We start from the raw sequence: 21,452 nt of genomic DNA on the forward strand, positions 1-21,452 counted from the left end.
TCACCCCGGCGCGATGGCCGAGTACGTCCACACATCGGCGGGGAGCTCATGGTGTAGACGCCAAGTGAGGGCCATGGGCTTGCTGCCGGTGTGCCCCGTGTACGTAGCTGGTCCTAGCAACATCCAGGGTTGAGATTTTCCGATGTCGGTGTTCTTGTAGCGCCGCATGAACAGAAGTACATGGCTGCCCTGTTGCACGTGGTGTTGATATCTCAGACCCGTGCGGGAGGTTGCAGCCGTTGTGCTCTGTGACTCCCAGTGGAAGAGCGTGGGGCTCAGTGCGTAGTCCTTGTATCGAACGGTCGGAGAGAAGTCCTTCTCGTTCTTCTCCAAGGTGATCAACAAGGCGTCCGTCTTGACGTCCTCCACCCATTGGACGCCTTGCGCGAAGGATCGGGGCATCTGGCCGCCGAAGCGCGCAACGCCCAGAGCGGCAAGAATCTCTGACCGGTTGTAGGAGCTGTGGACCTTGAGCGGGATGCTGCTGTGCGGGCCGGACAGAGGGATCGGAAAGTGGTCGCATTGCTCCATGGCGTACGTCAGCACCTGCCGGAGTTCGTCGCGGAACGCTGGCTGATCCCGTAGCGATTCGAGGCCCTCTGGGAAGCTGGCGAAGCCGCCGGCGTTATCCCAGAGGTTGAAGAAGAGCATGTGGGCGTACGTCTGCTCGGTCTGGGTGAGCGATGCGTACGGGGGTGCATCATCTGCGAGCAGGCGAAGGTACGCGCGGGCGCGGTCAGGGTCGTCGACGTGCAGGAATGCGTGGACGCGCTTGAGTAGTTCCGCTTCCCCCAATGGAAGTGCTTCGTCCAGCAATCCTGACCGACGGAGGATTGTCGTCCATGAGTTGCCGCCCTTGTAGAGCTCCTTGATCTCTCGTCGGCTCTCACGTAGGTAGTCGGCGAGGCGCGGTGTGTCGTAGGCCTTCGCTTCCTTCGCCAGCGTCTTGACGGTGGCACCCAACTGAGTGCGGATGTTGTCGAGGACGAGGTCCTTGGACTTGCCCTCCAAGAGGATCTGGCAACCGGAGGGAAGCTGCGGAAAGTCGTGCTCGATGTGCTCTACCAGTCGGTTGCGGGAGAGGTTTGTCATGGCCCGGAACTGTTCCTCGAAGCGGAACTCCGCGCGGTGCTGACCGATGAAGTCCAAAACGGTCAGGACTGGCTTGGTCTCCGTGCGACGGAGACCTCGGCCCAACTGCTGGAGGAAGACTGTGGCGCTGTTTGTGGGCCGTAGGAGCAGCAGCGTGTCGACGTCTGGGATGTCTAGACCCTCGTTGAAAAGATCGACAGAGAAGATCACTTGGAGCCTTCCGGCCCGCAAGTCGGAGAGCTTCTGTGCGCGCACGCTGGCAGGTGAATCACTGTCGAGTGCTGCGGCATGAAAGCCGGCCTTCTGGAAGAAGTCGGCCATGAAGTGTGCATGAGCCTTGCTGACGCAGAAGCCAAGCGCGCGCATCGCTCCAGGCTGGGAGACCTTGTCCTGAATCTGTTTGACCACGATGCGGGCGCGCGCATGGTTGCCGGTGTACAGGTTCCCAAGGTCTCGATCCGCGTAAGCGCCTTGCTTCCAGCCGATGCTGGTGAGGTCCGTGCCATCCGGAATGCCGAAGTAGTGGAAGGGGCAGAGTAGATCGTTCTCAAGGGCTTCCCACAGTCGCATTTCGGCTGCGATGCGCCCCTCGAAGAACTCGTCCTGCACATTGAGCCCGTCCATCCGCTCCGGCGTAGCGGTGAGGCCGAGTAGTTGCTTCGGCTTGAAGTGATCAATGACCCGCCGATAGGTGGCTGCCGTCGCGTGGTGGAACTCGTCGATGACGATGATGTCGAAGTGGTCGGGGTCGAGTCGTTCCAGTCGCTGGACGTTCAGCGACTGGACGCTGGCAAACACATGCTGCCAGTGTTGAGGATCCTGACCGCCGTGAAGTAGCTCGCCAAAGGACGCGTCGTCGAGAACTTCTTGATACGTGCGCAGAGATTGGTTGAGGATCTCCTTGCGGTGCGCCACGAACAGCAGTCGAGGAGCTTCACCATCGTGCTTCTTGCACAGTGCTCGATAGTCCAGGGCTGCCATGACAGTCTTGCCCGTTCCAGTGGCAGCGACCAGGAGATTGCGGTTGCGGCCATGGATTTCGCGTTCAACACGGAGGCGCTCGAGCATGTCGCGCTGATGCGGGAAGGGGTGCACCTCAAGTCCCGACAGGTTGATCTTCAGATCACCTGGATTGCTGGTACCGCCTGCTTGCGACAGGGCGCGATCGAGCCGCTCTCCGTCGCTGTCCGGGTCGTACGACTCGAAGGCGATGTCATTCCAGTACGCGTCGAAGGTCGCCTCAAATTTGTTGAGTACGGCTGGAGTTGCGACCGATGACAAGCGTACATTCCACTCCAGGCCATCGAGCAGTGCGGCCTTGGACAGGTTCGAGCTGCCTACGTAGGCCGTATCGAAGCCGCTGTTGCGTCGGAAAAGCCATGCCTTCGCGTGCAGCCGGGTCGAGCGAATCTCGTAGTTGACCTTCACCTCGGCGCCGAAGTCACGCACTAGGCGGTCAAGGGCGTGTCGGTCAGTCGCGCCAATGTACGTGGTCGTTATTACCCGGATAGGAACGCCGCGGGCTCGAGCCGCCCGGAGTGAATCTTCCAACACGCGCAGGCCGTACCACTTGACGAAGGCGCAAAGCAGGTCAATGCGGTCTGCCGTGGCCAGTTCCGCGCGCAGCTCGCTCCCGAGGCTGGGGTCCTCCGACGAGTTGGTGATCAGCGCAGTCTCGGACAGCGGGGTGAGAGGTCGCACGGCATAGACGCCAGGGGCTTCCTGCTCTGCGAGAGCCAGGAGTTGACGAGGTCCGTCAGCGATGAGCTCGACAGTGTCGCCGGTGCTGAGTCCGCCTGGAGCGGTGGTGTCGGAAGCCAGTGATTCGATGATCTGGTTTGCAACAGCCACACGTTGGTCGGGGGGCACTTGGGCGAGTCTGCGCCCTATGGCCTGACTGAGATGGCGAGCGATCACATGAGGGGAGGACTCTTCGCTGACACTGGCATCGATGGCTTTCCACCCAGCCGAGCCCAGCTCGTCCATCTGCGCTTGCATGCGTTGGGTGATGAGCTCCTCATACACACCCGCCACAGGCTGCGACAGGTCTCCTGGCTGAGTCACGCGGGTCCCCCTGATCGCTGATGCGGCTATGACCAGTTGTAACAGGGGGCGCTGACAGGCGTGCGGCGGGGCACAGCGCGACGGCGCTAGGTGATCAAAGAGCAGTCGCGAACCGGTCAACTCGGAATACACCAGTGACAGAAGTGATCGATTCGATCCATGGTGTCCGGGTGAGAGAGCGAAGAATTGGTCACATAGAAGGCATCGCCCCGGGAGCGGAGTTTCACCGACGGAAGGAAGTGAAGCGGAGCAGCCTGCATCGAGACACGATGAGGGGCATCTCGTGGCTCGCGGATGAAGATGGCAGCGACGTCGCCGACGCCATCGTCTTGCAAGGGGGCTACGACGATGATCGGGATGACTGGACCTGGGTGCGATACACGGGGGCTTCGCCCGATAAGGATAAATACAAGGACGGTGGTGTACCGAAGCTCCGGTGTAGTCAATCGTGGGCATATCAAGACAATGATGCCTTGAAGCGCAGTTACGATCGAGGACACCCTATACGTGTCATCCGCGGATGGAAGGGAGATCCTCGGTACTCCCCGATTGACTGCTACAGGTATGACGGCCTGTATCGGATCGCTGAGATTCGCACGGCGTCATCGAAGTGGCCGGCACCGGATGGCACGCCCATCCATATCTGTCAGTTTGATCTGGAACGTCTCCCTGATGAGCTCCAGGATCCGACCTCGACTGAACAGCACATTGCAGAGTTGCTGGACCAGGAGGAAGAGCTGGAGTTGCTGCCCCAAGGGGAACTGGGGGCGGCTGACGATGACCTCGAAGAGGACGGCTCTGAGGGAGGTGGCGAGGGGGAGGCATCGCTTGGAGAGAAGTTCCCACAGAGGCGTACGGCACGGATTCAGCGCCTGGTGCGCGATGCTGCCGTGGCGAGAAACGTCAAGGTCCTCCACGACGGCGAGTGCCAGATGTGTGGCCTACGGCTAGTTGGTCCCGATAACCAGCCGTACAGCGAGGGCGCTCATCTGCGACCGCTTGGTATGCCTCATTGCGGCCCTGATGTGGAACCCAACCTCTTGTGCCTTTGCCCCAACTGTCATGTGCGACTGGATATTGGGGCCATCGTGATCGAAGACGACTGGTCGATCATCGTGCGGGCCGGGGCGCTCGGTGGGAACGTTCTGCCGAAGCTCAGGAGGAGAAAGCAGCACAAGGTGCACTTGGACTACATCCGCTATCACCGCGAGTACTGGCTCGGGACGGCTTGACCCCAGCCCGGAGTAGGGCTGGGGTCGTTGTCTTTAAGGGGTATGGGGTCCTGGTTGGCTACTCCGCCCCGTGACACTCGCCATAAGGCGCCCCCGACCCACACCAGCACTCGCTCGTCCGCTGCGGCGGCCAGGCCACCGCCAGCCCCCGGGCTGCCAGCGTTGTCGCGTACTGGGGGAGCAGGGTCGTGTCCGACGGGGACGAGGCTTCTGAGGCGGCGAAGGCCTCGTAGGACGGGACCGTGGCGGTGACGATGCCGAGGTTCGGGGTGCCGGAGGCGGCCAGTTCGCGCAGGGACGCCTCTATCGTCGCGAGGTGCTCCTCGTGGGAGGGGTACTCGGCGGTGAGGGCCGGGTACGCGGCGACCAGTTCCGCGAGTTCGGGGGCCGACCAGTGGAGGACCGCCACCGGGAACGGGCGGGACAAGGCCGCGCGGTAGGCGCCCAGTTCGGCCTGGAGGCGGGTGATCTCGGCCTGGAGTTCCGCCGGGTTGTCCGAGCCGAGGGACCAGACCCGCTTCGGGTCGTGGAGTTCGTCCAGGGAGATCGGGGACGAGTGGAGGGTGTCGGCCAGGGCGTCCCACTCGTCGTGGGCCGCGCCCAGCATGCGGCGCACGCGGTGGCGGCCGAAGAGGAGGGGGAGCGTGGAGTACGGGGGTTCCGCCACGTCGGTCAGGAGCAGCACCGCTCCCTCGGTGAAGGTGTCCTGCGCCGCTTCCAGCTCGTCGTGCGACTCCAGGGCCTCCGCCACGATCACCCAGGGGGCCGGGTCACGGGGGGCCGCGGCCCTGACTCCGTCGATGATCGCGCGGGCCTCGGCCTCGTGGTCGTACTCCCACAGGTTCGACGCCTTGAGGGCGCGTACCAGATACGGCTTCTCCAGGGGAGTGTCCGAGGCGAGGAGGTGGTCGTAGAGAGTGGTGGCGCCGGGGCGGTCGCCGGCCAGTTCGAGGTGGGCCGCGGCCTGCAGGAGCAGGTGCTCGGCGTCCTCCGGATACAGGCCGGCGGTCCGCTCCAGGCGAGCCGCTTCGGCGGTGTGGTCGACGTTCTCGGCAGGCGTGTCGGGGCGCATGGTGGACACCGTACTGCCGCCGGGCCGCCAAGGAGAGAGACCTGCAGGCCAGAGACGCGGGAGTCCCCGACGGCATATTCCGGAACGCGTCGTCGCGTCGTCGCGTCGGCCGAGCGTCCGGTCGGCCGACGGGCCGCGGCGGTTCGTGCCGCCGCGGCCCCTCAGGCCCGCCTCACACCACCACCCCGTCCACCTGCACCGTCTGTACCGCCCCCGCCGCGAACGGCACCGCGAGGGTCTTGCCGGTCAGGTGGGTGTCCGAATGGGATGTGTAGAGGTCACCGCCGCCGGACGTCAGGGTGTTCCAGCGGGGGACCAGGCCGCCCGTGCCTCCGGTGACCGTGGTGAAACGGGAGAGGTCGAAGGTCAGGGTCTGGGCGGACGTGGCCTTGTTCGCCGCGACGATCACCAGGCGCTTCGCCGTCGCGTCGTACGCCGCCACCGCGTAGTCCACGCCCGTGTCCACGATCGTCATCCCCGGGCGGATATGGCGGCTGAACTGGGCCATCACATAGAGCTTCGTCTCCACCGCGCCGGCCGTCAGGGTGCTCGCGTCGTACTTGATCATGCCCCAGCCCGCCGTCGGGTCCATCACCTGCCAGTAGACCCAGGCGGTCGGGTGCAGCCAGCGGAAGTCGAGGAGGAGGTTGCTCGCCAGGGTCAGTCCGGTGCCGTCGCCGTCGCCGTACTCGGAGTTCCACAGCGCCTTGCCGGAGGAGGTCACGGCATCCGTGTAGAGGAGGTCCCGGCGGCCGCCCGAACCCTGGTAGCCGTGCACGTTGACGCGGTTGACCAGGCCCTTGGTCGTCGAGCCGAAGGAGTTCCACGTCGTACGGGCCAGGTCGTAGCTCGTCTCGTCCGACGCGGAGATCTTCGTTCCCGTCAGGCCCCGCTTGTCCAACTCGCTGCGCAGATAGGGGAGTACGGCCGCCTGGACGGACGCGTCCATGTGGCAGCCCTCCTGCGTGCCGGTGGACGTCCACCAGTTGGAGGCGGGCTCGTTGAACGCCTCCACGGTGGCGAAGTTCACGCCCCAGTTCGTCTTCGCGTAGAGCGCGACCGCCGCGAGGTGGGAGGCGTGCTGGCGGTAGTTCCAGGACTGGAGGTTGTTGCCCCCGCCGGACGCGCCCGACGGGTTGTGGTTCAGACACATCCACCACATCGGGGAGTTGGCGAACAGCTCGCTCGACGCGCCGCGTGCCGTCGCCTTGGTGAGGGCGGCGCGCTGGGTGGCGTCCGCCGTCCATTTCCAGGCCGACGACGTCGGGTCCTCGTTGTTCCAGTCCTGCCAGTAGCCCTCGATCTGCTTGAAGGAGGGAATGTTGGCGGAGGCGGTCATGGTCTCGCCGCCCACGGTGTTCCAGCTGCACGCGCCGAGGTTGTAGCGGGCGATCGTCATGCCCAGACCGGGACGTGAAGCGCCGTTGTACGTGGTCGACTTGGTGGTGAAGAAGAGGTCGGCGAAGTCGTCGCGGGCGCCGAAGACGTTGGCCCACCAGGCCAGAGAGGTGCCCCAGCCCTCCCATTTCCCGTACGTCGTCGCGGGGTTGACGGCGATCGTCGCGTCCGCGCGGGCGGTGCCCGTCGCCAGGGCGCCGCCGAGGGCCGTACCACCCGCGGCGGCCAGAAGTGTTCTGCGTCGGATCATGGCTGGCTTCTCCGTCCGTCTGAAGCGCAACTACCGGTCGTACCACCGGAGTTGGCCGTCGGATTACGACTCGACTTCGACTCGGCCGTCGGCTCGTCCCCACCGGCGCTCGCCCGTCCCGCTGATGCCATCAGGAAGCATCGGGTGTGGTGTGTGGGGTTGTCGAGAGTTGTGACAGCCCTTTCCAAAACCGGTGGAGGAAGCGTCCACGGGTGCGGCGGCTCTCGTGCAGGGGGGCAGGAGGAGGGGGAGAGAGCTCGTGCGTGGAGCGACGTGCCTCTTCGTCGGGAGTCTCCTCGTGGGGAGGCTTTTTGGTGGGCGCCGGGGCATCGCCGCGTACGGAAGTCGCGCGGGGCTGGTGAGTTGGCGGGGCGCCGCCTATCGTGCGCCCGGCGAAGGGGGCGTACGGATGCGGGCTCCGGGGATCGTGCATCACGGCACGCGGCGACGGCGGGCCGCGTACCGACGCGCGGTCTGGAGCGGTGCCGAGGTGCTCGTCACCGTCGGAGTGGTGCTGCTCCTCCTGGTCGTGCACCAGGTGTGGTGGACCAACCGGCAGGCGCAGCACAACGCGGAGCGCAAGGTGCAGGCGCTGGAGCGGGAGTGGGGGACTCCAGCTCCGGGAAGTGGCGACCCCGACGCGAGCGCAGGTCCCGGCGCGGGCAAGAGCGGGGAGAGGAAGAGCGCGGAGGGGAAGGGTGGTGCCGGGGGTGGCGGGCAGTCGGCCGGACAGCTTTCTTCGTCCGGTGCCGGGCGGGCCGGGGCCGGCAGTGGCCGGACCCGGCCCCGTTGGTCCCAGGCCTACGCCGTCCTCGGCATTCCCCGGCTCTCCCTCCGGGTGCCCGTCGCCGAGGGTGTCAGCAAGCCGGACGTCCTCAACAAGGGCTACGTCGGCCACTACAAGGGCACCCAACAGCCGGGGCAGGCAGGGAACTTCGCGCTCGCCGGGCACCGGAACACGCACGGGGAGCCCTTCCGGTACCTCCCGAGGCTCCGGCGCGGCGACACGATCACCGTCGAGACGAGAACCGCCGTCTACACGTACACCGTCGACCGGACGCTCGCGCAGACCTCCCCGCGGGACGGCGGGGTGATCCGCCCGGTGCCCCGCAGCACCGTCCGGCCGTCGTACGGGTACAGCGAGCCCGGGTACTACATCACGCTCACGACGTGCACCCCCGAGTACACCTCCAGGTACCGCATGGCGGTGTGGGGGAAGCTCACCGCCATGCGGCCCCGCTGACCGGGACCCGATCCCGCCGAGTCGGGCCAGGGCCGCCGACTCACGCAGGCCTGCCGATTTCAGGCGACGCCAGCCGGCTCGCGCATGCCCGCCGACTCAAGCAACCCTGCCGATTCAGGCCAGGCCCGCCGACTCACGCCAGCCCCTCGCGCTGCGCGCCTGCGCCGGCGGCCTACGCCCGGTCCCGGAGCACCAGCACGCTCGCCGCCGCCAGTGCGGCGAGCCCCGCCGAGACGGCGATCGCGATGTCCGCGCCGCGCGCCGGTCCGCCGGTGGAGGTGACGAGGGCGATCGTGAGGGCGACCCCGGCGCACGAACCGATGTAGCGGAAGGTCTGCTGGGCGCCCGAGCCCATCGCGGCGCGGGTCGCGGGTACGGATTCGACGGCGAGCAGTGGCAGCGCGGCGTTCAGCAGGCCGCTGCCCACACCGGAGATGACGAAGCCCGGGAGCAGACGAGCCCAGGAGCCGGCCCCGACCGCGCCGAGCATCGTCAGGACGCCGACCGCGTGCAGCGCGAAGCCGAGGGCGAGCTGGTGGCGGTGGGAGACCCGGCCGGCGAGACGGCGAGCCTGGAGAGCGACCATGAAGGAGAGGCCGGACCACAGCAGGAACAGCCACGCGGTGTCCATCGCGGAGAGCCCGAGCGTCCGCTGGAGCAGTGCCGGCAGGAAGCTGAACAGGCCGATCACCGCGAGCCCCATGAAGAGCCCGCCCGCGGACGAGGCGAGGAAACGGCGGTGCCGGAGCAGTCCGAGGTCGATCATGGGCGTCCCGGTGCGGCGTTCGACGGCGACGAACACGGCCATCAGGACGAGGAACGCCGCCAGCAGCAGTCCCACCGGCGCGCGCAGCCAGCCGTCGCGGCCCAGCGTCAGCGCGGCCACCAGCGACACCAGCGCCAGGCCGAAGGTCAGTGCCCCCGCGAGGTCGGGCCGGCCGCCGCGGGGTGCGCGGGACTCGGTCAGGGCGCGGGTGCCGAGAAGGGCGACCAGCAGGGCGGCGGCGCCCAGGACGGCGTACGCCATCCGCCAGTCCCAGCCCGCTATGGCCCCCGCGAGGAGCGGGCCCACCGCGATGCCGCCGCTCACGAACGCGCCCCACACCCCCGTCGCGTGCAGTCGCCCGCGTGGGGTCGGGAAGGCGTGCACGATCAGGCCCAGGCTGCTCGCGAGGATCGCCGCGCTCGCCGCGCCCTGCGCGATGCGGGTCAGGGTGAACAGCCAGGTCGAGCCCGCGAGCGCGCCGAGGGCGGTGGTGACGCCGAGGGCGACGGTGCCGGCCAGGAAGATCCGGCGGCGGCCGTAGTCGTCCGCGAGGCTCCCCGCGACCAGGAGCAGCGCGGCCAGGCCCAGCGGGGTGCCGTTGAGCAGCCAGGCCTGGGCGGAGACCGAGGTGTGCAGCGCGGCCGCGGTGTCCGGGAGCGTGACCATCGGGGCCGTGTACGTCATCAGGGCCACGGCGGTGGCGGCACTGGTCAGGACGAGGGTCGGGGTGGCCCGCGGCGAGCTCTCCGCGGGGGTGGCCACCGAGGACGCCGACGCCGGAGAAGCCGGAGACGCCGGAGAGGCGGGGGAGGCGGGGGAAGGCGCGGAGGCCGAACCGGCCGGCGGGGTCGACGTCAAGGCGCCCCCGGAGGACGCGGTGGCGTGGTCGGGCTGGGTGCTGGTGTCGGTCCGGTCGAGCCGGGTCATGGCCTGCCCTTTCGAAACGGCGGATCATCCGTACGGTGGCGCCTTAGGTTCGGTCATTGAACCTACTACTGGAGTAGACCGTAACACTCAAGGTTCGTTCACTGAACCAACATGTCGGAAAGTGGCTACAGTGGGGTCATGGCTCTGGGCAAGGACTACGCGACGCAGGAGTGCTCGATCGCCCGCGCGCTGGAGATCGTCGGCGAGCGCTGGACGCTCCTCGTCGTCCGCGACGCGCTCTACGGCGTACGGCGCTACAACGACTTCCTCGTGCACCTCGGCATCCCGCGCGCCGTGCTCGCGGCCCGCCTCCAGTCGCTCACCACCGTGGGCATCCTCGAGAAGCGCCGCTACCAGGAGTCGCCGCCGCGCGACGAGTACGTCCTCACCGATCGCGGTATCGCCCTGTGGCCCACCCTGCGCTCGCTCGGACTGTGGGGCCGCGAGCACTTCGACGAGACCCGCTTGCGCTACTTCCGGCACGCCGCCTGCGGCACGGAGCTCGGCCCGTACGGCGAATGCCCCGCCTGTGCCATGGTCGTGCCCGTCCCCGACGTCGAGATGACACCGGGCCCCGGACTCGACCGAGACCCGGCGGATCCGGTCAGCCGGGCCCTGCTGGGGCCGAGGCGGCTGCTGGAGCCGATCGAGACGGACACCCAGAAGCAGGCCGGGGCGGACCGGCGGGAGTCGGCCGGGGCCGAATCCCGGGGGGCTGTCGAGAGGCATCCTGTATAACCAACGGAAGGGCACGCGCACCACGTACGAGGAGGGGCAGCCGATGATCCGTACCTGGGCCGACGCCCGCCCCGCCGGCGTACTGCTGCTCCTGCTCCTCGAGGTCGCCCTGCTCGACACCGGCAGCCTCACCGCCACCGTCGCGCTCGCCGCCACCGCCGCGGCCGGGTCCGCCTTCGCCGCGTGCTCCCTCATCGTGTCGCGCTGCGCGCCCCCTGTGCCGCCCACCCGGGTGCGCACGGCCATCCGCGACCGCGCCCGGCGCACGGCCTTCCTGCCACAACGCGATCCGGACGCCAGCGGTCGGCCGCGGCCCAGGGCCCCCGGACACGCCCTCCCGGCGACCGCGTAGGGCACCCCTTCAGCTCTCCACCCCCGGTGACTCTCCACCCGGGGTGGGCTCTCCATCCCAGGTGACCCCGCGCGGGTCGTCATGCCGCATTCCGTCATCCCGGCACGACGAGACCCCCGGAGGGCTCACCCATGTCCACGTTCATGTCCGCTTTCGCGTACCTGGTCGAGCGGTTCGCCGACCTGCTCCAGCCGTTGTTCCACGCCTCGGCGACCGCTGCCGCGATCGTCCTGTTCACCGCGCTCGTACGACTGCTCGTGCATCCCCTGTCGCGGGCGGCGGCGCGGGGGCAGCGGGCGCGCGCGGCGCTCCAGCCGCAGATCGCACAGCTGCGCAAGAAGCACGGGAAGGACCCCGAGAAGCTCCAGAAGGCGCTGATGGAGCTGCACGCCGCGGAGAAGGTGCCGCCGCTCTCCGGATGCCTGCCCAGCCTGCTCCAGATGCCGGCCTTCTTCCTTCTCTACCACCTGTTCTCCAGCTCGACGATCGGCGGCGGGGCCAACGCCCTGCTCGGGCACACGCTGTCCGCCGCGCCGCTCGACGACCGGTGGGCGGACGCGCTCGGCGACGGCGGGCTCTTCGGGCCGGCCGGCCTCGTCTACCTGGCCCTCTTCGCCGTCGTCGCGGCCGTCGCCACCTTCAACTACCGCCGGACCAAGCGGATGACCGCCGCCGCGCCCGTGGTGGGCGACGGTGAGCAGGTGCCCGGGCTCGCCTCGGTCACCAAGCTCATGCCGTTCATGTCCTTCTTCACGCTGTTCACCGTGGCCGTCGTGCCGCTGGCGGCCGCGCTGTACGTGGTGACCAGTACGACCTGGAGCGCGGTGGAGCGGGCGGTGCTCTACCGGGACATGCCGGGGGCCGCGCCCGCGACCGCGGCACTCGTCTGACGGGGCTTCCTCCGCAGGCCCGGCGCAGGCCCGGCGAGGGCCCTGCGCCGGCACGGGCGGTCCAGGCGGTGCGGTCCGAGAGCGAGGGGCTGGCGGTCCAGTCCGTGAACGGGGTCTTGCGGACTGGACAGCGAGCTTGGACGATCGACCAGTCCTCCGATGGCTGCACCCGTCGGTCGACGGCCCGTGATCGAGGGAGATGGTGACCATGAAGCTGCTGCGAGTCGGTACGGCCGGGGCGGAGCGGCCCGCGTTGCTCGACACCGAGGGGACCCTGCGGGATCTGTCGGGCGTCGTCGCCGACATCGACGGGGCGCTGCTCGCCGACGGCGCGGCGCTCGGCCGCGTCCGGTCCGCCGCCGAGGCCGGTGAGCTGCCAGCGCTGGACCCGGCCGGGCTGCGCGTCGGACCGCCGCTGGCCCGGATCGGCAAGGTCGTGTGCATCGGGCTCAACTACCACGACCACGCCCGGGAGACCGGCGCCGAGGCGCCCGCCGAGCCGGTGATCTTCTTCAAGGCCGCGGACACCGTGGTCGGGCCGAACGACACCGTGCTCGTACCGCGCGGGTCGGTGAAGACCGACTGGGAGGTCGAACTGGCGGTCGTCATCGGCCGTACCGCCCGCTACCTGGAGTCCGAGGAGGAGGCGCTCGCCCATGTCGCCGGGTACGCAGTGGCGCACGACGTCTCCGAGCGCGAGTTCCAGATCGAGCGGGGCGGTACCTGGGACAAGGGGAAGAACTGCGAGACGTTCAACCCGCTGGGTCCGTGGCTGGTGACCGCGGACGAGGTCCCGGACCCGCAGGCGCTGTCGCTGAAGCTCTGGGTGAACGGTGAGCTGAAGCAGGACGGCGCGACGGCCGAGCAGATCTTCCCGGTGGCCGAGGTCGTCCGCTACGTGAGCCAGTTCATGACCCTGTACCCCGGCGATGTCATCAACACCGGTACGCCGGCCGGGGTGGCGCTCGGTCAGCCCGAGCCGAAGCCGTTCCTGCGGGCGGGTGACGTGGTGGAACTGGAGATCGGGGGGCTGGGGCGGCAGCGGCAGGAACTCAAGAACGCGTAAGCGCTCCGCTTGGTTCGCTGTCGGGTCCGCCTTCGGCTGGGGTGAGTCGTTCGCCGCGGGTGCGTCGTGGTTGGTCGCGCAGTTCCCCGCGCCCCTGGTGGGGTGCGGGGAACTGGCTCGCTACGCGGCCAGGAACTTTTCCAGGGCCTCGATCACCATCTTGTGGTCCTCGACCTGGGGGAGGCCCGATACGACCACCGTGCCGATGACGCCCGCGTCCGTCACGGTGATCGGGAACGCGCCGCCGTGGGCCGCGTACGTGTCGGGGTCCAGGCGCGAGGACTCCTCGAAGGTCGTGCCCTTGGCGCGGAAGCGGGAGCCGACCAGGAGCGAGGAGCAGCCGTAGCGCTCGACGACGCGGCGCTTGCGGTCGATCCAGGCGTCGTTGTCCGGGGTCGAACCCGGCAGTGCCGCGTGGAAGAGCTGCTGGCCCCCGCGGCGGATGTCGACGGCGACCGGCGCGTTGCGCTCGCGGGCGAGCTCGACGAGGAGCGTGCCGAGGGTCCAGGCGTCGTCGTGGGTGAAGCGGGGGAGCGTCAGACGGCGCTCCTGCTCCTCCAGCTCGGTGATCAGCTCGGCGATCTCCGGTGCGGGCGCGTTCACAGGGTCACCACCACTCCCTCGTGGGCGGAGCGGCGGGCCGCCTCCAGGACGTCGAGGGCGGCCGCGGCCTCGTGCGCGGTCACCGGGTTGGGGCCACCGTCACGGATGGCGGCGGCGACGGCCGCGTAGTACGCCGGGTACGCGCCCGGGACCGTGGGCTCGGGACGGCCGCCGCCGGTCAGCGGGGACTCGCCGGAGCCGACGCGGCCCCACAGGGCCTCCGGCTCGATGCCCCATTCGGCCGTGGCACCGGGCCGCTTGCCCTCGCGCAGGTCGGCCTCCTGCGGGTCGAGGCCGTACTTGACGTACCCCGCCTGCGAGCCGAGGACGCGGAGGCGCGGGCCGAGCTGCGCGGTCGTCGCGGAGACGTAGAGGTGGGAGCGGACCCCGCTCGTGTGCGTGATCGCGAAGAACGTGTCGTCGTCGGTGAGCGCGCCGGGGCGGCGGATGTCCGACTCTGCGTACACCGAGGCCGCGGGGCCGAAGAGGACGAGCGCCTGATCGACGAGGTGGCTGCCGAGGTCGTAGAGGAGACCTCCGATCTCTGCCGGGTCGCCGGACTCGCGCCAGCCGCCCTTCGGCTGCGGGCGCCAGCGCTCGAAGCGCGACTCGAAGCGCCAGACGTCGCCCAGCTCGCCCTCGGCGAGCAGCTTGCGGAGCGTCAGGAAGTCGTTGTCCCAGCGGCGGTTCTGGAACACGGAGAGCAGCAGGCCGCGCTCGTCGGCCAGGGCGGCCAGCTCGCGGGCCTCCGCCGCCGTACCGGCGATGGGCTTGTCCACGACCACGGGGAGGCCGGCCTTCAGGGCGGCGGTCGCGATGGGGACGTGGGTCTTGTTCGGGGTCGCGATGACGATCAGGTCGAGCTCGTCGGCGCGTGCCAGCAGCTCATCCGGCGTGGCGGCGAAGCGGAGTCCGTCGCCGAACTCGGCGCGGGCCTGCGCCTGGCGCTCCGGATGGGAGGTGACGACCGTGTCGAGGGCGAGGCCCTCGGTCGTGGCGATCAGCGGGGCGTGGAAAACGGAACCCGCGAGGCCGTAGCCGACGAGACCCACGCGAAGGGGCGTACCAGTCATGCCTGTCATGCGTCCTACTTTGGCAACGCTGTTGCCAAAGTGCAAGCGCGGGGGACAATGGGTGATGTGAACAGGACCAATGTGGGTGGGGGCGGGATGCCGGGGATCCCCGGGAAGCAGGGGGATCCGGCCCCTTCGGCTGTTCCGGCCGCGCCGGAGAAGTCGCGGGAGTCGCAGGCGTCTGCGGAGCGGAGAGAACCGCGAGAACCGGGGGAGATGGCGGAGCTGACCCGCAGTCCCGGAGCCACCCGCAGTCCCGGCGCCACCCGCGGTCCGGGTGGCCCCGGAGGTTCGGTGGCCGTCGCGGGTGCCGGGGCGGCCGGGGTGAACCTGCCCGCCCTGCGCAGTCACAACGCCGCGCTGGTGCTCGATCTGCTGCGCACGGCGGGGGCCGCCGGCATCAGCCGCCTCGAACTCGCCGAGCGGACCGGACTGACCCCGCAGGCCGTCAGCAAGATCACCGCGCGGCTGCGGGCGGACGGTTTCGCGACGGAGGCCGGGCGCCGCGCGTCCACGGGCGGCAAGCCCCGTACGGTGCTGCGGCTCGTGCCCGAGGCGGGGCACGCGGTCGGGCTGCACCTCGACCGGGACGAACTGACCGTGGTGCTCTGCGATCTCACCGGGGCCGTGGTGGCCGAGCGGCGCGCACCGCTGGACTTGGGGGCCGGGGCCGACGCGGTGGTCGACGGGGCGGCCGGGGAGGTCTCGGCCCTGCTCGGCGGGGTGTCGCCGCTCGGCCTGGGGGTCGCGCTGCCGGGGCCCCTCGATCACACCTCGGGGGTGCTGCACCGGGTCACGGGCTTTCCCGAGTGGGACGGGTTCGCGCTGCGGGACGCGCTGGCCGGGCGGCTCGGGCTGCCGGTGGTGGTGGACAAGGACACCAACGCGGCGGCACTCGGCGTCGCGGTGGGGTCCGGTGCCGACGCCGGCACCGGCACCGGCTTTTCCGGCGGTGGATCCTTCGCGTATCTGCATCTCGGTACGGGCCTCGGAGCCGGGCTCGTGCTCGGTGGGGTCGTGCACCGGGGGACCCGTACCGGTGCCGGGGAGTTCGGGCATCAGGTCATCCAGCTGGACGGGCCGCTGTGCGAGTGCGGGAACCGGGGGTGCATCGAGGTGCTGTGTCTGGACGCGGTGGGGCGCGGGACCGTGGACGAGGCGGCCCGGGTGCTCGGCGCCGGGGCGGCGAATCTGGTGGGGTTGCTGGACATCGACCTCGTCCTGCTGGGCGGGCGCACGGTCGCGGCGCACGAGGAGGTCTTCGTACGCGGCGTCGGCGCCGTCCTGGAGGAACGGGCCCGGCGCGAAGGGGGCGGCGCCGCGGTGCCGGTCCGGGTGGCTCCCGGTGGGGCACGCGGAGTGGCCGAGGGTGCGGCCCAACTCCTGCTGGCCCCACTGTTCGGCCGGGGAGAGGGCTGAGCGGAGGGGTGCGGGCAGCCGGGCCGTCGGGACGGCCGGGCGGACGAGGACGCGGGCAGCACGGCGAGGAGCTGACCGGGCGACGGGATATGGGTTGAGCGCTTGAGCCACGGGGGCTGAGCCAGGGGGGGAGATGGCTGGGCGGAGGTGGTGCGGGGTCGGTGAAGGGGTTCGGGGTCGGTGGAGGGGGATGCGGGCCGGGTGAGGGGATCTGTGCGGCCGAACGGGGTGACTCCGTGCGTGGCGGTCCGTCGGCGGGGGTGACGCGTGGCAGGGTCACGGGGCCATTGCCCGGTACCGACTGACGCTTTCGATCCTCCCGATCCCCGCCACCCTCCGATCGGCCAAAGGCTCCTCATGCGACTGCGTACGTCCCACCCGCTCGCCCCGACCGCCCTCGCCCCGACGGCTCTCGCCCTGTGCGTGACGCTCACGCCGACCCCGGCGCACGCGCTGGAACCCCGGCCCGCCTGCGTCTCGTCCGACACCCGCGACTTCCCGATCAAGACCCGTATCCACGGTGGTCCCGACGCCTACGAGGCCGGCGGCGGCTTCGGGACCTGGTACATCGACCTCACCAACACCACGGCGCACACCTGCGGCGCGATCCATCCGGTCGTCGTCCTCGTCGACGCGAAGCGGACGCTGCGGCCGGAGCAGGCACGGCTGGAGTTCTTCGAGGGGGGGCGGGCGCACGCGGTGACGTTCGTACGGAGCGACGAGGACGAGAACGTGGGGCCGTTCGACGACGGTTTCCCCGGGTTCACCGTGGCGCCCGGCCGCACCCTCACCGTGAAGGTGCGGCTCTCCCTGACCTCCGGCGCGACCGCGCCGAACACCGTCGTCGCGAACGCGGCCGTCGTGCAGCGGCACGAGGACGACGGCGACTGGGTGGGGGAGTCGAACGACTACCGGTTCCGCGTCGAGGACGACGGCACGGGCAGGAGCGAGGAGACGGGTAAGGAAGCGGGCGCGGACGTGGGCGCCGCCGACACCGGTACCGACGCCAGCGCCAGCGCCAGCGCCAGTGCCAGTGCCAGTGCCAGCGCCAGTGCCAGCGCCGGTACGGGCACTCCGAGCGGCGGGACCGGCAGCGGGACGACCGTCGGCGGGACCGCGGAGACCGGTGCGGCGGCGCCGTCCGCCGACCAGCTGGCCAGCACCGGACCCGGTGCCTCGAACCGGCTGGGACTGGCCGCGCTCGCGCTCACCCTGCTCGTCTCCGGAGCCGGACTGCTCGCCCTGGGGCGGCGGGTGCGTCCGCGCCGGCCCTGACACCTGGAAGCCGTGGCGGGAGCGCCGTCCGCGACGATCGTTTCCGTCGACCGTCCGAACGACCAGGCTCCTGGCGCCCCCGTCCGCTCCGGCATTCCGGAGCTCGTTCCGGCGCCCCGCCGGTTGACCCCGCGACGGCGTGCCGGCCGAGCCGGTCCGACCCGGCCGGGGCGGTGTGATCCCGGCCGGGCCGGGATCACACCGCCCTGACTAGGCTGGGGGCGTCGGCACAGCGTCGTTCCGGCGTCCCCGGATCGAGTGCGTACGTACGCCAGGACGGCAGGAGAACCCGTACATGTCAGAGCGCAAGCCCATCGAGTCGTGGCTCACCGACATGGACGGTGTCCTCATCCACGAAGGTGTGCCGATCCCCGGCGCCGACGCGTTCATCAAGAAGCTGCGGGAGTCCGGAAGGCCGTTCCTGGTCCTGACCAACAACTCGATCTACACGGCCCGCGACCTGCACGCCAGGCTCCAGCGCATGGGCCTGGACGTGCCCGTCGAGAACATCTGGACCTCCGCCCTCGCCACGGCCAAGTTCCTGGACGACCAGCGGCCCGGCGGCACGGCGTACGTCATCGGCGAGGCGGGCCTGACCACCGCGCTGCACGACATCGGGTACGTCCTGACCGACCACGAACCGGACTACGTGGTCCTCGGCGAGACCCGTACCTACTCCTTCGAGGCCATGACGAAGGCGGTCCGGCTGATCAAGGGCGGCGCCCGGTTCATCGCCACCAACCCGGACGAGACCGGCCCGTCCACCGAGGGGCCGCTGCCCGCCACCGGAGCGGTGGCCGCGCTGATCACCAAGGCCACCGGCAAGCAGCCCTACTTCGCGGGCAAGCCGAACCCGCTGATGATGCGGACCGGGCTGAACGCCATCGGCGCGCACTCGGAGTCGAGCGCGATGATCGGCGACCGCATGGACACCGACGTCCTGGCCGGTCTGGAGGCGGGGATGCAGACCTTCCTCGTCCTGACCGGGCTGACCACGCCGGAGGAGATCGAGCGCTACCCGTACCGGCCGTCGAAGATCGTCGACTCGATCGCGGATCTCGTCGACCGCATCTGAATCCCGGAGCGCGCCGAGCGGATCCGAAACCCGCACCGCCGCGGACTGACCCGTACGGAGCAGCGGCGGCCCCCTGAAGATGCGGGCCGCCGCCCAGAGGGGGAGTCTCCAGATATCTGGAGGTTTCACGATGCGCTCAATGCGACTCACTCTCTGTGCCGGGGCGGTGGTCGCGGCCGCGTTCACGCCCGCCGCGTACGCGGCCGACGCGGGACCGGCCGGTATCTCCGTGACACCCGCGTCCCCCGGCCCCGGCAGCGACATCCAGTTGCGGGTCATGGGCTGCGCGGGCCGGACGGGCACCGCGGTGTCCGACGCGTTCGTCTCGGACGCGCGGCTGACCGGCGGGGGCGGCGGCGGACTGACCGGGGAGACCCGCGTCCGCACCTCGCTCAACCCCGGCAGCTACGGCATCGAGGTCGACTGCGACGGCCACTCCGGCCGGGTCAGGGGCACGGTCACCGTCACGGCGCCGGACTCCACCCCGAGCGTCTCCCCACCCGCCTCGCCGATCGCGCCCGTGCACGCGGGCGGCGGCGGTACCGCCCACTTCGCCTCGGTGGACGCCAGAGCGGCCGGACCCGGCACCAAGCAGGCCGTGGTCGGCCTGGTCCTCGCGGGCGTCGCCGCGGCCGCAGTGGCGGTCCGCGGCGCGCGCCGGGGCCACGACAGCCGCGACTGACATGGCCGAACGGGAGCGTTCCCCGGGCGCCGGCCGCCTGCTGACCGGCGTGGCCTGGCTGGTGCTGCTGCTCGGACTGTGGCTGTGGGGCCGTCAGGTGACGGACCTGCGGCTGGGGATATCGGCGCCGACCACGGGGGACATCGCGGCCGTCGGACGGCCGCCGGAGGTGCGGCTGCCGCCCGCGCTGAAGCCCCTCGGGAACGCCCGGCCGCAGCGCGTCGACATTCCCTCGATGGGAGTGCAGGCCCCCGTGGTGGCCCGCGGGCTCGACCGGCGGGGCGGGATCGATCCGCCGCCGTACGAGCAGCCGGGCGTCGTCGGCTGGTACGCGGCCGGGGCGCAGCCGGGCGCAGCCGGGACCGCGCTGATGGTCGGGCACGTCGACACCGAGACCCGGCCCGCGGTCTTCTACAAGCTCAGCGCCGTCAAGCCCGGCGACACCGTCAGGGTCGTCCGCGACGACGGGACGGTCGCGGAGTTCACCGTGGACGACGTCCAGGTGCTCGCGCGCGACCACTTCGACGCCCGACAGGCTTACGGTGAACGGCAGTCGGGCCGGGCCGAGCTGCGGCTGATCACGTGCGGCGGAACCTTCGACCGGACCAGCGGCAGCTACACGGCCAACGTGATCGTCTCGGCGTATCTCACGGGGAACGGGCCCTGAGCGGGGATACGGACGCGGTTACCGGGCCCGGTCGACGACCCGCTCCCCCGAAGCCGCCGACCGGGCTGGTCCTCGACCGCGCGCGCACGGGTTGCGGGAGTAACCCGGCGCCGGCGCGGGAGGTCTGGAGCCCGTCCGCCGGTGCGGGGCGGTCGGGCCGGAGCGACTGGCCGGGGGCTCGGGCCGCTCGCCGCCACCTGGGAACAGGTGAGCGGCGTGGCCCAGAGGCTGTCCGACGCCAAGTCCGTGACGGGTGGCGCCGGGCGATGCCCGCAGGCCGGGCGCGGTCGCTCCGGAAGCCTTCCCGGAACCGCGGATGACTATGCGTTCCGTTACCCCGGTCCATGGCGTGGTCACGGACCCGCGTCGCTCGTCCGTGGGGTGCCGGTGCCGGAGCGCGCGGTCGCGGAGGCGGGGCTGTAACAGCTCGCCGACAAGGCCCGGGCGGCCTCGTGGGCCGCGCGGCGGGTATGTCACGATTGAGGCTTAGGACGGTGCACCCGAGGGGGAGTTGCATGTACGGCAAGAGGGGTGCCGGGGCACGGGCGTCCACGGCGGTGCTGGGGGCGGCACTGCTGCTCGCGGGGTGTTCCTCCGGGGGCGACGGGGACAAGGACGAGGGTTCCGGAGCCAAGGTCACACAGCAGCCGAAGAACGCGGACCCGTTCTGGGTGAATCCGGACGGGAACGCGGCCGAGCAGGTCGCCACCTACGCCAGAGCGGGCAAGGACAAGGACGCCGAGCAGATCCGCAAGATAGCCGAGCAGCCCACCGGTGAGTGGATCGGCGCGGAGAACCCTGAGCAGGAGGCGCGCGGCTTCACCGAGGCCGCCGAGAAGGTCGACCGGGCCGCGATCCTCGTCCTGTACAACATCCCGCACCGCGACTGCGGCCAGTTCTCGCAGGGCGGTGCCGCCGACGGCGACGCCTACCGGACCTGGATCGACGGGGTGGCGAAGGGGATCGGGGACCGCCCGGCCACGGTGATCCTGGAACCGGACGCCATCCTGCACCTGGTCAACCAGTGCACTCCGGAGGAGTTCCACGAGGAGCGCTACGACCTCCTCAAGGGCGCCGTCGGCAAGCTCAAGTCCCTGAAGAACACAAAGGTGTACCTGGACGCGGGCAACGCGGGCTGGGGCCACCCCGACCAGATCTTCCAGCCGCTGCAGTGGGCGGGCATCGCCGAGGCCGACGGTTTCTCCGTCAACGTCTCCAACTTCTACTCGACCGAGGACTCCATCGCCTACGGCAAGCAGCTGGCCGCGAAGGTCGCGGGCAAGCACTTCGTCATCGACACCAGCCGCAACGGCAACGGTCCGTACACGGGCGGCAAGGCCGACGAGAACTGGTGCAACCCGCCGGGCCGCGCGCTCGGCGAGAGCCCGACGACCAAGACCGCCGATCCGCTCGTCGACGCGTATCTGTGGGTCAAGCGGCCGGGCGAGTCGGACGGCACGTGCAAGGGAGGCCCGAAGGCGGGCGAATGGTGGGCGGAGTACGCCCTGAAGCTCGCGAAGGCCTCCGGGTAGCGGCAGTTCGTACGTGAAAGGGGGCGCCCTCCCTGT

18 protein-coding genes are annotated in these 21,452 nt (G+C 70.2%); 12 read left to right on the forward strand and 6 right to left on the reverse strand.

Annotated elements, in window-relative coordinates; genetic code table 11:
* Window positions 1-3,090 (reverse strand): DUF3427 domain-containing protein, encoded by a 3,090-nt coding sequence (locus tag ACFWBT_RS16985; protein WP_385700801.1) that lies wholly within the window; start codon window positions 3,088-3,090, stop codon window positions 1-3.
* A gap of 200 nt (window positions 3,091-3,290) precedes the next feature.
* Between ACFWBT_RS16985 and ACFWBT_RS16990 the strand changes: the two genes are divergently transcribed.
* Window positions 3,291-4,388, forward strand: coding sequence for a YDG/SRA domain-containing protein (locus ACFWBT_RS16990; protein ID WP_385700756.1), 1,098 nt, complete (start codon window positions 3,291-3,293; stop codon window positions 4,386-4,388).
* A 58-nt stretch (window positions 4,389-4,446) separates the two neighbouring features.
* Here ACFWBT_RS16990 and ACFWBT_RS16995 read toward each other — a convergent pair whose 3' ends face one another.
* On the reverse strand, window positions 4,447-5,460 hold the full coding sequence (locus ACFWBT_RS16995; RefSeq protein WP_385700759.1) for an SEC-C domain-containing protein: 1,014 nt from the start codon (window positions 5,458-5,460) through the stop codon (window positions 4,447-4,449).
* A gap of 172 nt (window positions 5,461-5,632) precedes the next feature.
* Window positions 5,633-7,108, reverse strand: coding sequence for a beta-1,6-galactanase (locus ACFWBT_RS17000; RefSeq protein ID WP_385700761.1), 1,476 nt, complete (start codon window positions 7,106-7,108; stop codon window positions 5,633-5,635).
* A gap of 409 nt (window positions 7,109-7,517) precedes the next feature.
* Here ACFWBT_RS17000 and ACFWBT_RS17005 point away from each other — a divergent pair, with 409 nt between their 5' ends.
* Entirely contained in the window at window positions 7,518-8,351 is an 834-nt protein-coding gene (locus ACFWBT_RS17005; RefSeq protein WP_385700763.1) for a class E sortase, read from the forward strand.
* Window positions 8,352-8,523: 172 nt separating this feature from the next.
* On the opposite strand, the gene ACFWBT_RS17010 is transcribed toward ACFWBT_RS17005, so the two are convergent.
* Entirely contained in the window at window positions 8,524-10,044 is a 1,521-nt protein-coding gene (locus ACFWBT_RS17010) for an MFS transporter (protein ID WP_385700766.1), read from the reverse strand.
* Between the two features lie 138 nt (window positions 10,045-10,182).
* On the opposite strand from ACFWBT_RS17010, the gene ACFWBT_RS17015 reads away from it, so the two are divergent.
* The 4 genes from ACFWBT_RS17015 (at window position 10,183) to ACFWBT_RS17030 (ending at window position 13,090) form a co-directional block, all read left to right on the forward strand.
* Window positions 10,183-10,782: a winged helix-turn-helix transcriptional regulator gene (locus tag ACFWBT_RS17015; protein ID WP_385700768.1), complete on the forward strand. Its 600-nt coding sequence runs from the start codon at window positions 10,183-10,185 to the stop codon at window positions 10,780-10,782.
* Window positions 10,783-10,825: 43 nt separating this feature from the next.
* Window positions 10,826-11,134: a DUF6412 domain-containing protein gene (locus tag ACFWBT_RS17020; RefSeq protein WP_385700771.1), complete on the forward strand. Its 309-nt coding sequence runs from the start codon at window positions 10,826-10,828 to the stop codon at window positions 11,132-11,134.
* A 131-nt stretch (window positions 11,135-11,265) separates the two neighbouring features.
* Entirely contained in the window at window positions 11,266-12,024 is a 759-nt protein-coding gene (locus ACFWBT_RS17025; protein ID WP_385700773.1) for a YidC/Oxa1 family membrane protein insertase, read from the forward strand.
* Between the two features lie 208 nt (window positions 12,025-12,232).
* On the forward strand, window positions 12,233-13,090 hold the full coding sequence (locus ACFWBT_RS17030; RefSeq protein ID WP_385700776.1) for a fumarylacetoacetate hydrolase family protein: 858 nt from the start codon (window positions 12,233-12,235) through the stop codon (window positions 13,088-13,090).
* 120 nt (window positions 13,091-13,210) lie between these two features.
* On the opposite strand, the gene ACFWBT_RS17035 is transcribed toward ACFWBT_RS17030, so the two are convergent.
* Window positions 13,211-13,693, reverse strand: a complete 483-nt coding sequence (locus ACFWBT_RS17035; RefSeq protein ID WP_385700779.1) for a heme-degrading domain-containing protein — start codon at window positions 13,691-13,693, stop codon at window positions 13,211-13,213.
* The gene (locus tag ACFWBT_RS17040; RefSeq protein ID WP_385700781.1) at window positions 13,690-14,775 is read right to left on the reverse strand and encodes a Gfo/Idh/MocA family oxidoreductase; all 1,086 of its coding nucleotides are present in this window, start codon (window positions 14,773-14,775) and stop codon (window positions 13,690-13,692) included. Before ACFWBT_RS17040 ends, ACFWBT_RS17035 begins: the two co-directional genes overlap by 4 nt.
* Before the next feature lie 207 nt (window positions 14,776-14,982).
* Here ACFWBT_RS17040 and ACFWBT_RS17045 point away from each other — a divergent pair, with 207 nt between their 5' ends.
* From ACFWBT_RS17045 to ACFWBT_RS17070, 6 genes are all read left to right on the forward strand, one after another.
* Window positions 14,983-16,185 (forward strand): ROK family protein, encoded by a 1,203-nt coding sequence (locus ACFWBT_RS17045; RefSeq protein WP_385700783.1) that lies wholly within the window; start codon window positions 14,983-14,985, stop codon window positions 16,183-16,185.
* Window positions 16,186-16,542: 357 nt separating this feature from the next.
* Complete coding sequence (locus ACFWBT_RS17050; RefSeq protein WP_385700786.1) at window positions 16,543-17,460, forward strand: hypothetical protein; 918 nt, start codon at window positions 16,543-16,545, stop codon at window positions 17,458-17,460.
* A gap of 295 nt (window positions 17,461-17,755) precedes the next feature.
* Window positions 17,756-18,535, forward strand: coding sequence for an HAD-IIA family hydrolase (locus ACFWBT_RS17055; protein ID WP_385700787.1), 780 nt, complete (start codon window positions 17,756-17,758; stop codon window positions 18,533-18,535).
* A 130-nt stretch (window positions 18,536-18,665) separates the two neighbouring features.
* Window positions 18,666-19,217 carry a hypothetical protein gene (locus ACFWBT_RS17060; protein ID WP_385700790.1) on the forward strand — a complete coding sequence of 184 codons (552 nt, stop codon included), beginning with the start codon at window positions 18,666-18,668 and terminating at the stop codon, window positions 19,215-19,217.
* Window position 19,218: 1 nt separating this feature from the next.
* Window positions 19,219-19,884 carry a class F sortase gene (locus tag ACFWBT_RS17065; protein WP_385700792.1) on the forward strand — a complete coding sequence of 222 codons (666 nt, stop codon included), beginning with the start codon at window positions 19,219-19,221 and terminating at the stop codon, window positions 19,882-19,884.
* A gap of 515 nt (window positions 19,885-20,399) precedes the next feature.
* On the forward strand, window positions 20,400-21,416 hold the full coding sequence (locus tag ACFWBT_RS17070) for a glycoside hydrolase family 6 protein (protein WP_385700795.1): 1,017 nt from the start codon (window positions 20,400-20,402) through the stop codon (window positions 21,414-21,416).
* Window positions 21,417-21,452 lie beyond the last annotated feature (36 nt).

It is taken from the genome of Streptomyces sp. NPDC060027 (genome assembly GCF_042737005.1).
Taxonomy (GTDB): domain Bacteria; phylum Actinomycetota; class Actinomycetes; order Streptomycetales; family Streptomycetaceae; genus Streptomyces.

Coding starts and splice junctions, on each gene's coding strand:
- ACFWBT_RS16985 (WP_385700801.1), bottom strand. CDS start 3,090: ATGCAAGCGCAGATGGACGAGCTGGGCTCGGCTGGGTGGAAAGCCATC.
- ACFWBT_RS16995 (WP_385700759.1), bottom strand. CDS start 5,460: ATGCGCCCCGACACGCCTGCCGAGAACGTCGACCACACCGCCGAAGCG.
- ACFWBT_RS17000 (WP_385700761.1), bottom strand. CDS start 7,108: ATGATCCGACGCAGAACACTTCTGGCCGCCGCGGGTGGTACGGCCCTC.
- ACFWBT_RS17005 (WP_385700763.1), top strand. CDS start 7,518: ATGCGGGCTCCGGGGATCGTGCATCACGGCACGCGGCGACGGCGGGCC.
- ACFWBT_RS17010 (WP_385700766.1), bottom strand. CDS start 10,044: ATGACCCGGCTCGACCGGACCGACACCAGCACCCAGCCCGACCACGCC.
- ACFWBT_RS17015 (WP_385700768.1), top strand. CDS start 10,183: ATGGCTCTGGGCAAGGACTACGCGACGCAGGAGTGCTCGATCGCCCGC.
- ACFWBT_RS17020 (WP_385700771.1), top strand. CDS start 10,826: ATGATCCGTACCTGGGCCGACGCCCGCCCCGCCGGCGTACTGCTGCTC.
- ACFWBT_RS17025 (WP_385700773.1), top strand. CDS start 11,266: ATGTCCACGTTCATGTCCGCTTTCGCGTACCTGGTCGAGCGGTTCGCC.
- ACFWBT_RS17030 (WP_385700776.1), top strand. CDS start 12,233: ATGAAGCTGCTGCGAGTCGGTACGGCCGGGGCGGAGCGGCCCGCGTTG.
- ACFWBT_RS17040 (WP_385700781.1), bottom strand. CDS start 14,775: ATGACAGGCATGACTGGTACGCCCCTTCGCGTGGGTCTCGTCGGCTAC.
- ACFWBT_RS17045 (WP_385700783.1), top strand. CDS start 14,983: ATGGCGGAGCTGACCCGCAGTCCCGGAGCCACCCGCAGTCCCGGCGCC.
- ACFWBT_RS17050 (WP_385700786.1), top strand. CDS start 16,543: ATGCGACTGCGTACGTCCCACCCGCTCGCCCCGACCGCCCTCGCCCCG.
- ACFWBT_RS17055 (WP_385700787.1), top strand. CDS start 17,756: ATGTCAGAGCGCAAGCCCATCGAGTCGTGGCTCACCGACATGGACGGT.
- ACFWBT_RS17060 (WP_385700790.1), top strand. CDS start 18,666: ATGCGCTCAATGCGACTCACTCTCTGTGCCGGGGCGGTGGTCGCGGCC.
- ACFWBT_RS17065 (WP_385700792.1), top strand. CDS start 19,219: ATGGCCGAACGGGAGCGTTCCCCGGGCGCCGGCCGCCTGCTGACCGGC.
- ACFWBT_RS17070 (WP_385700795.1), top strand. CDS start 20,400: ATGTACGGCAAGAGGGGTGCCGGGGCACGGGCGTCCACGGCGGTGCTG.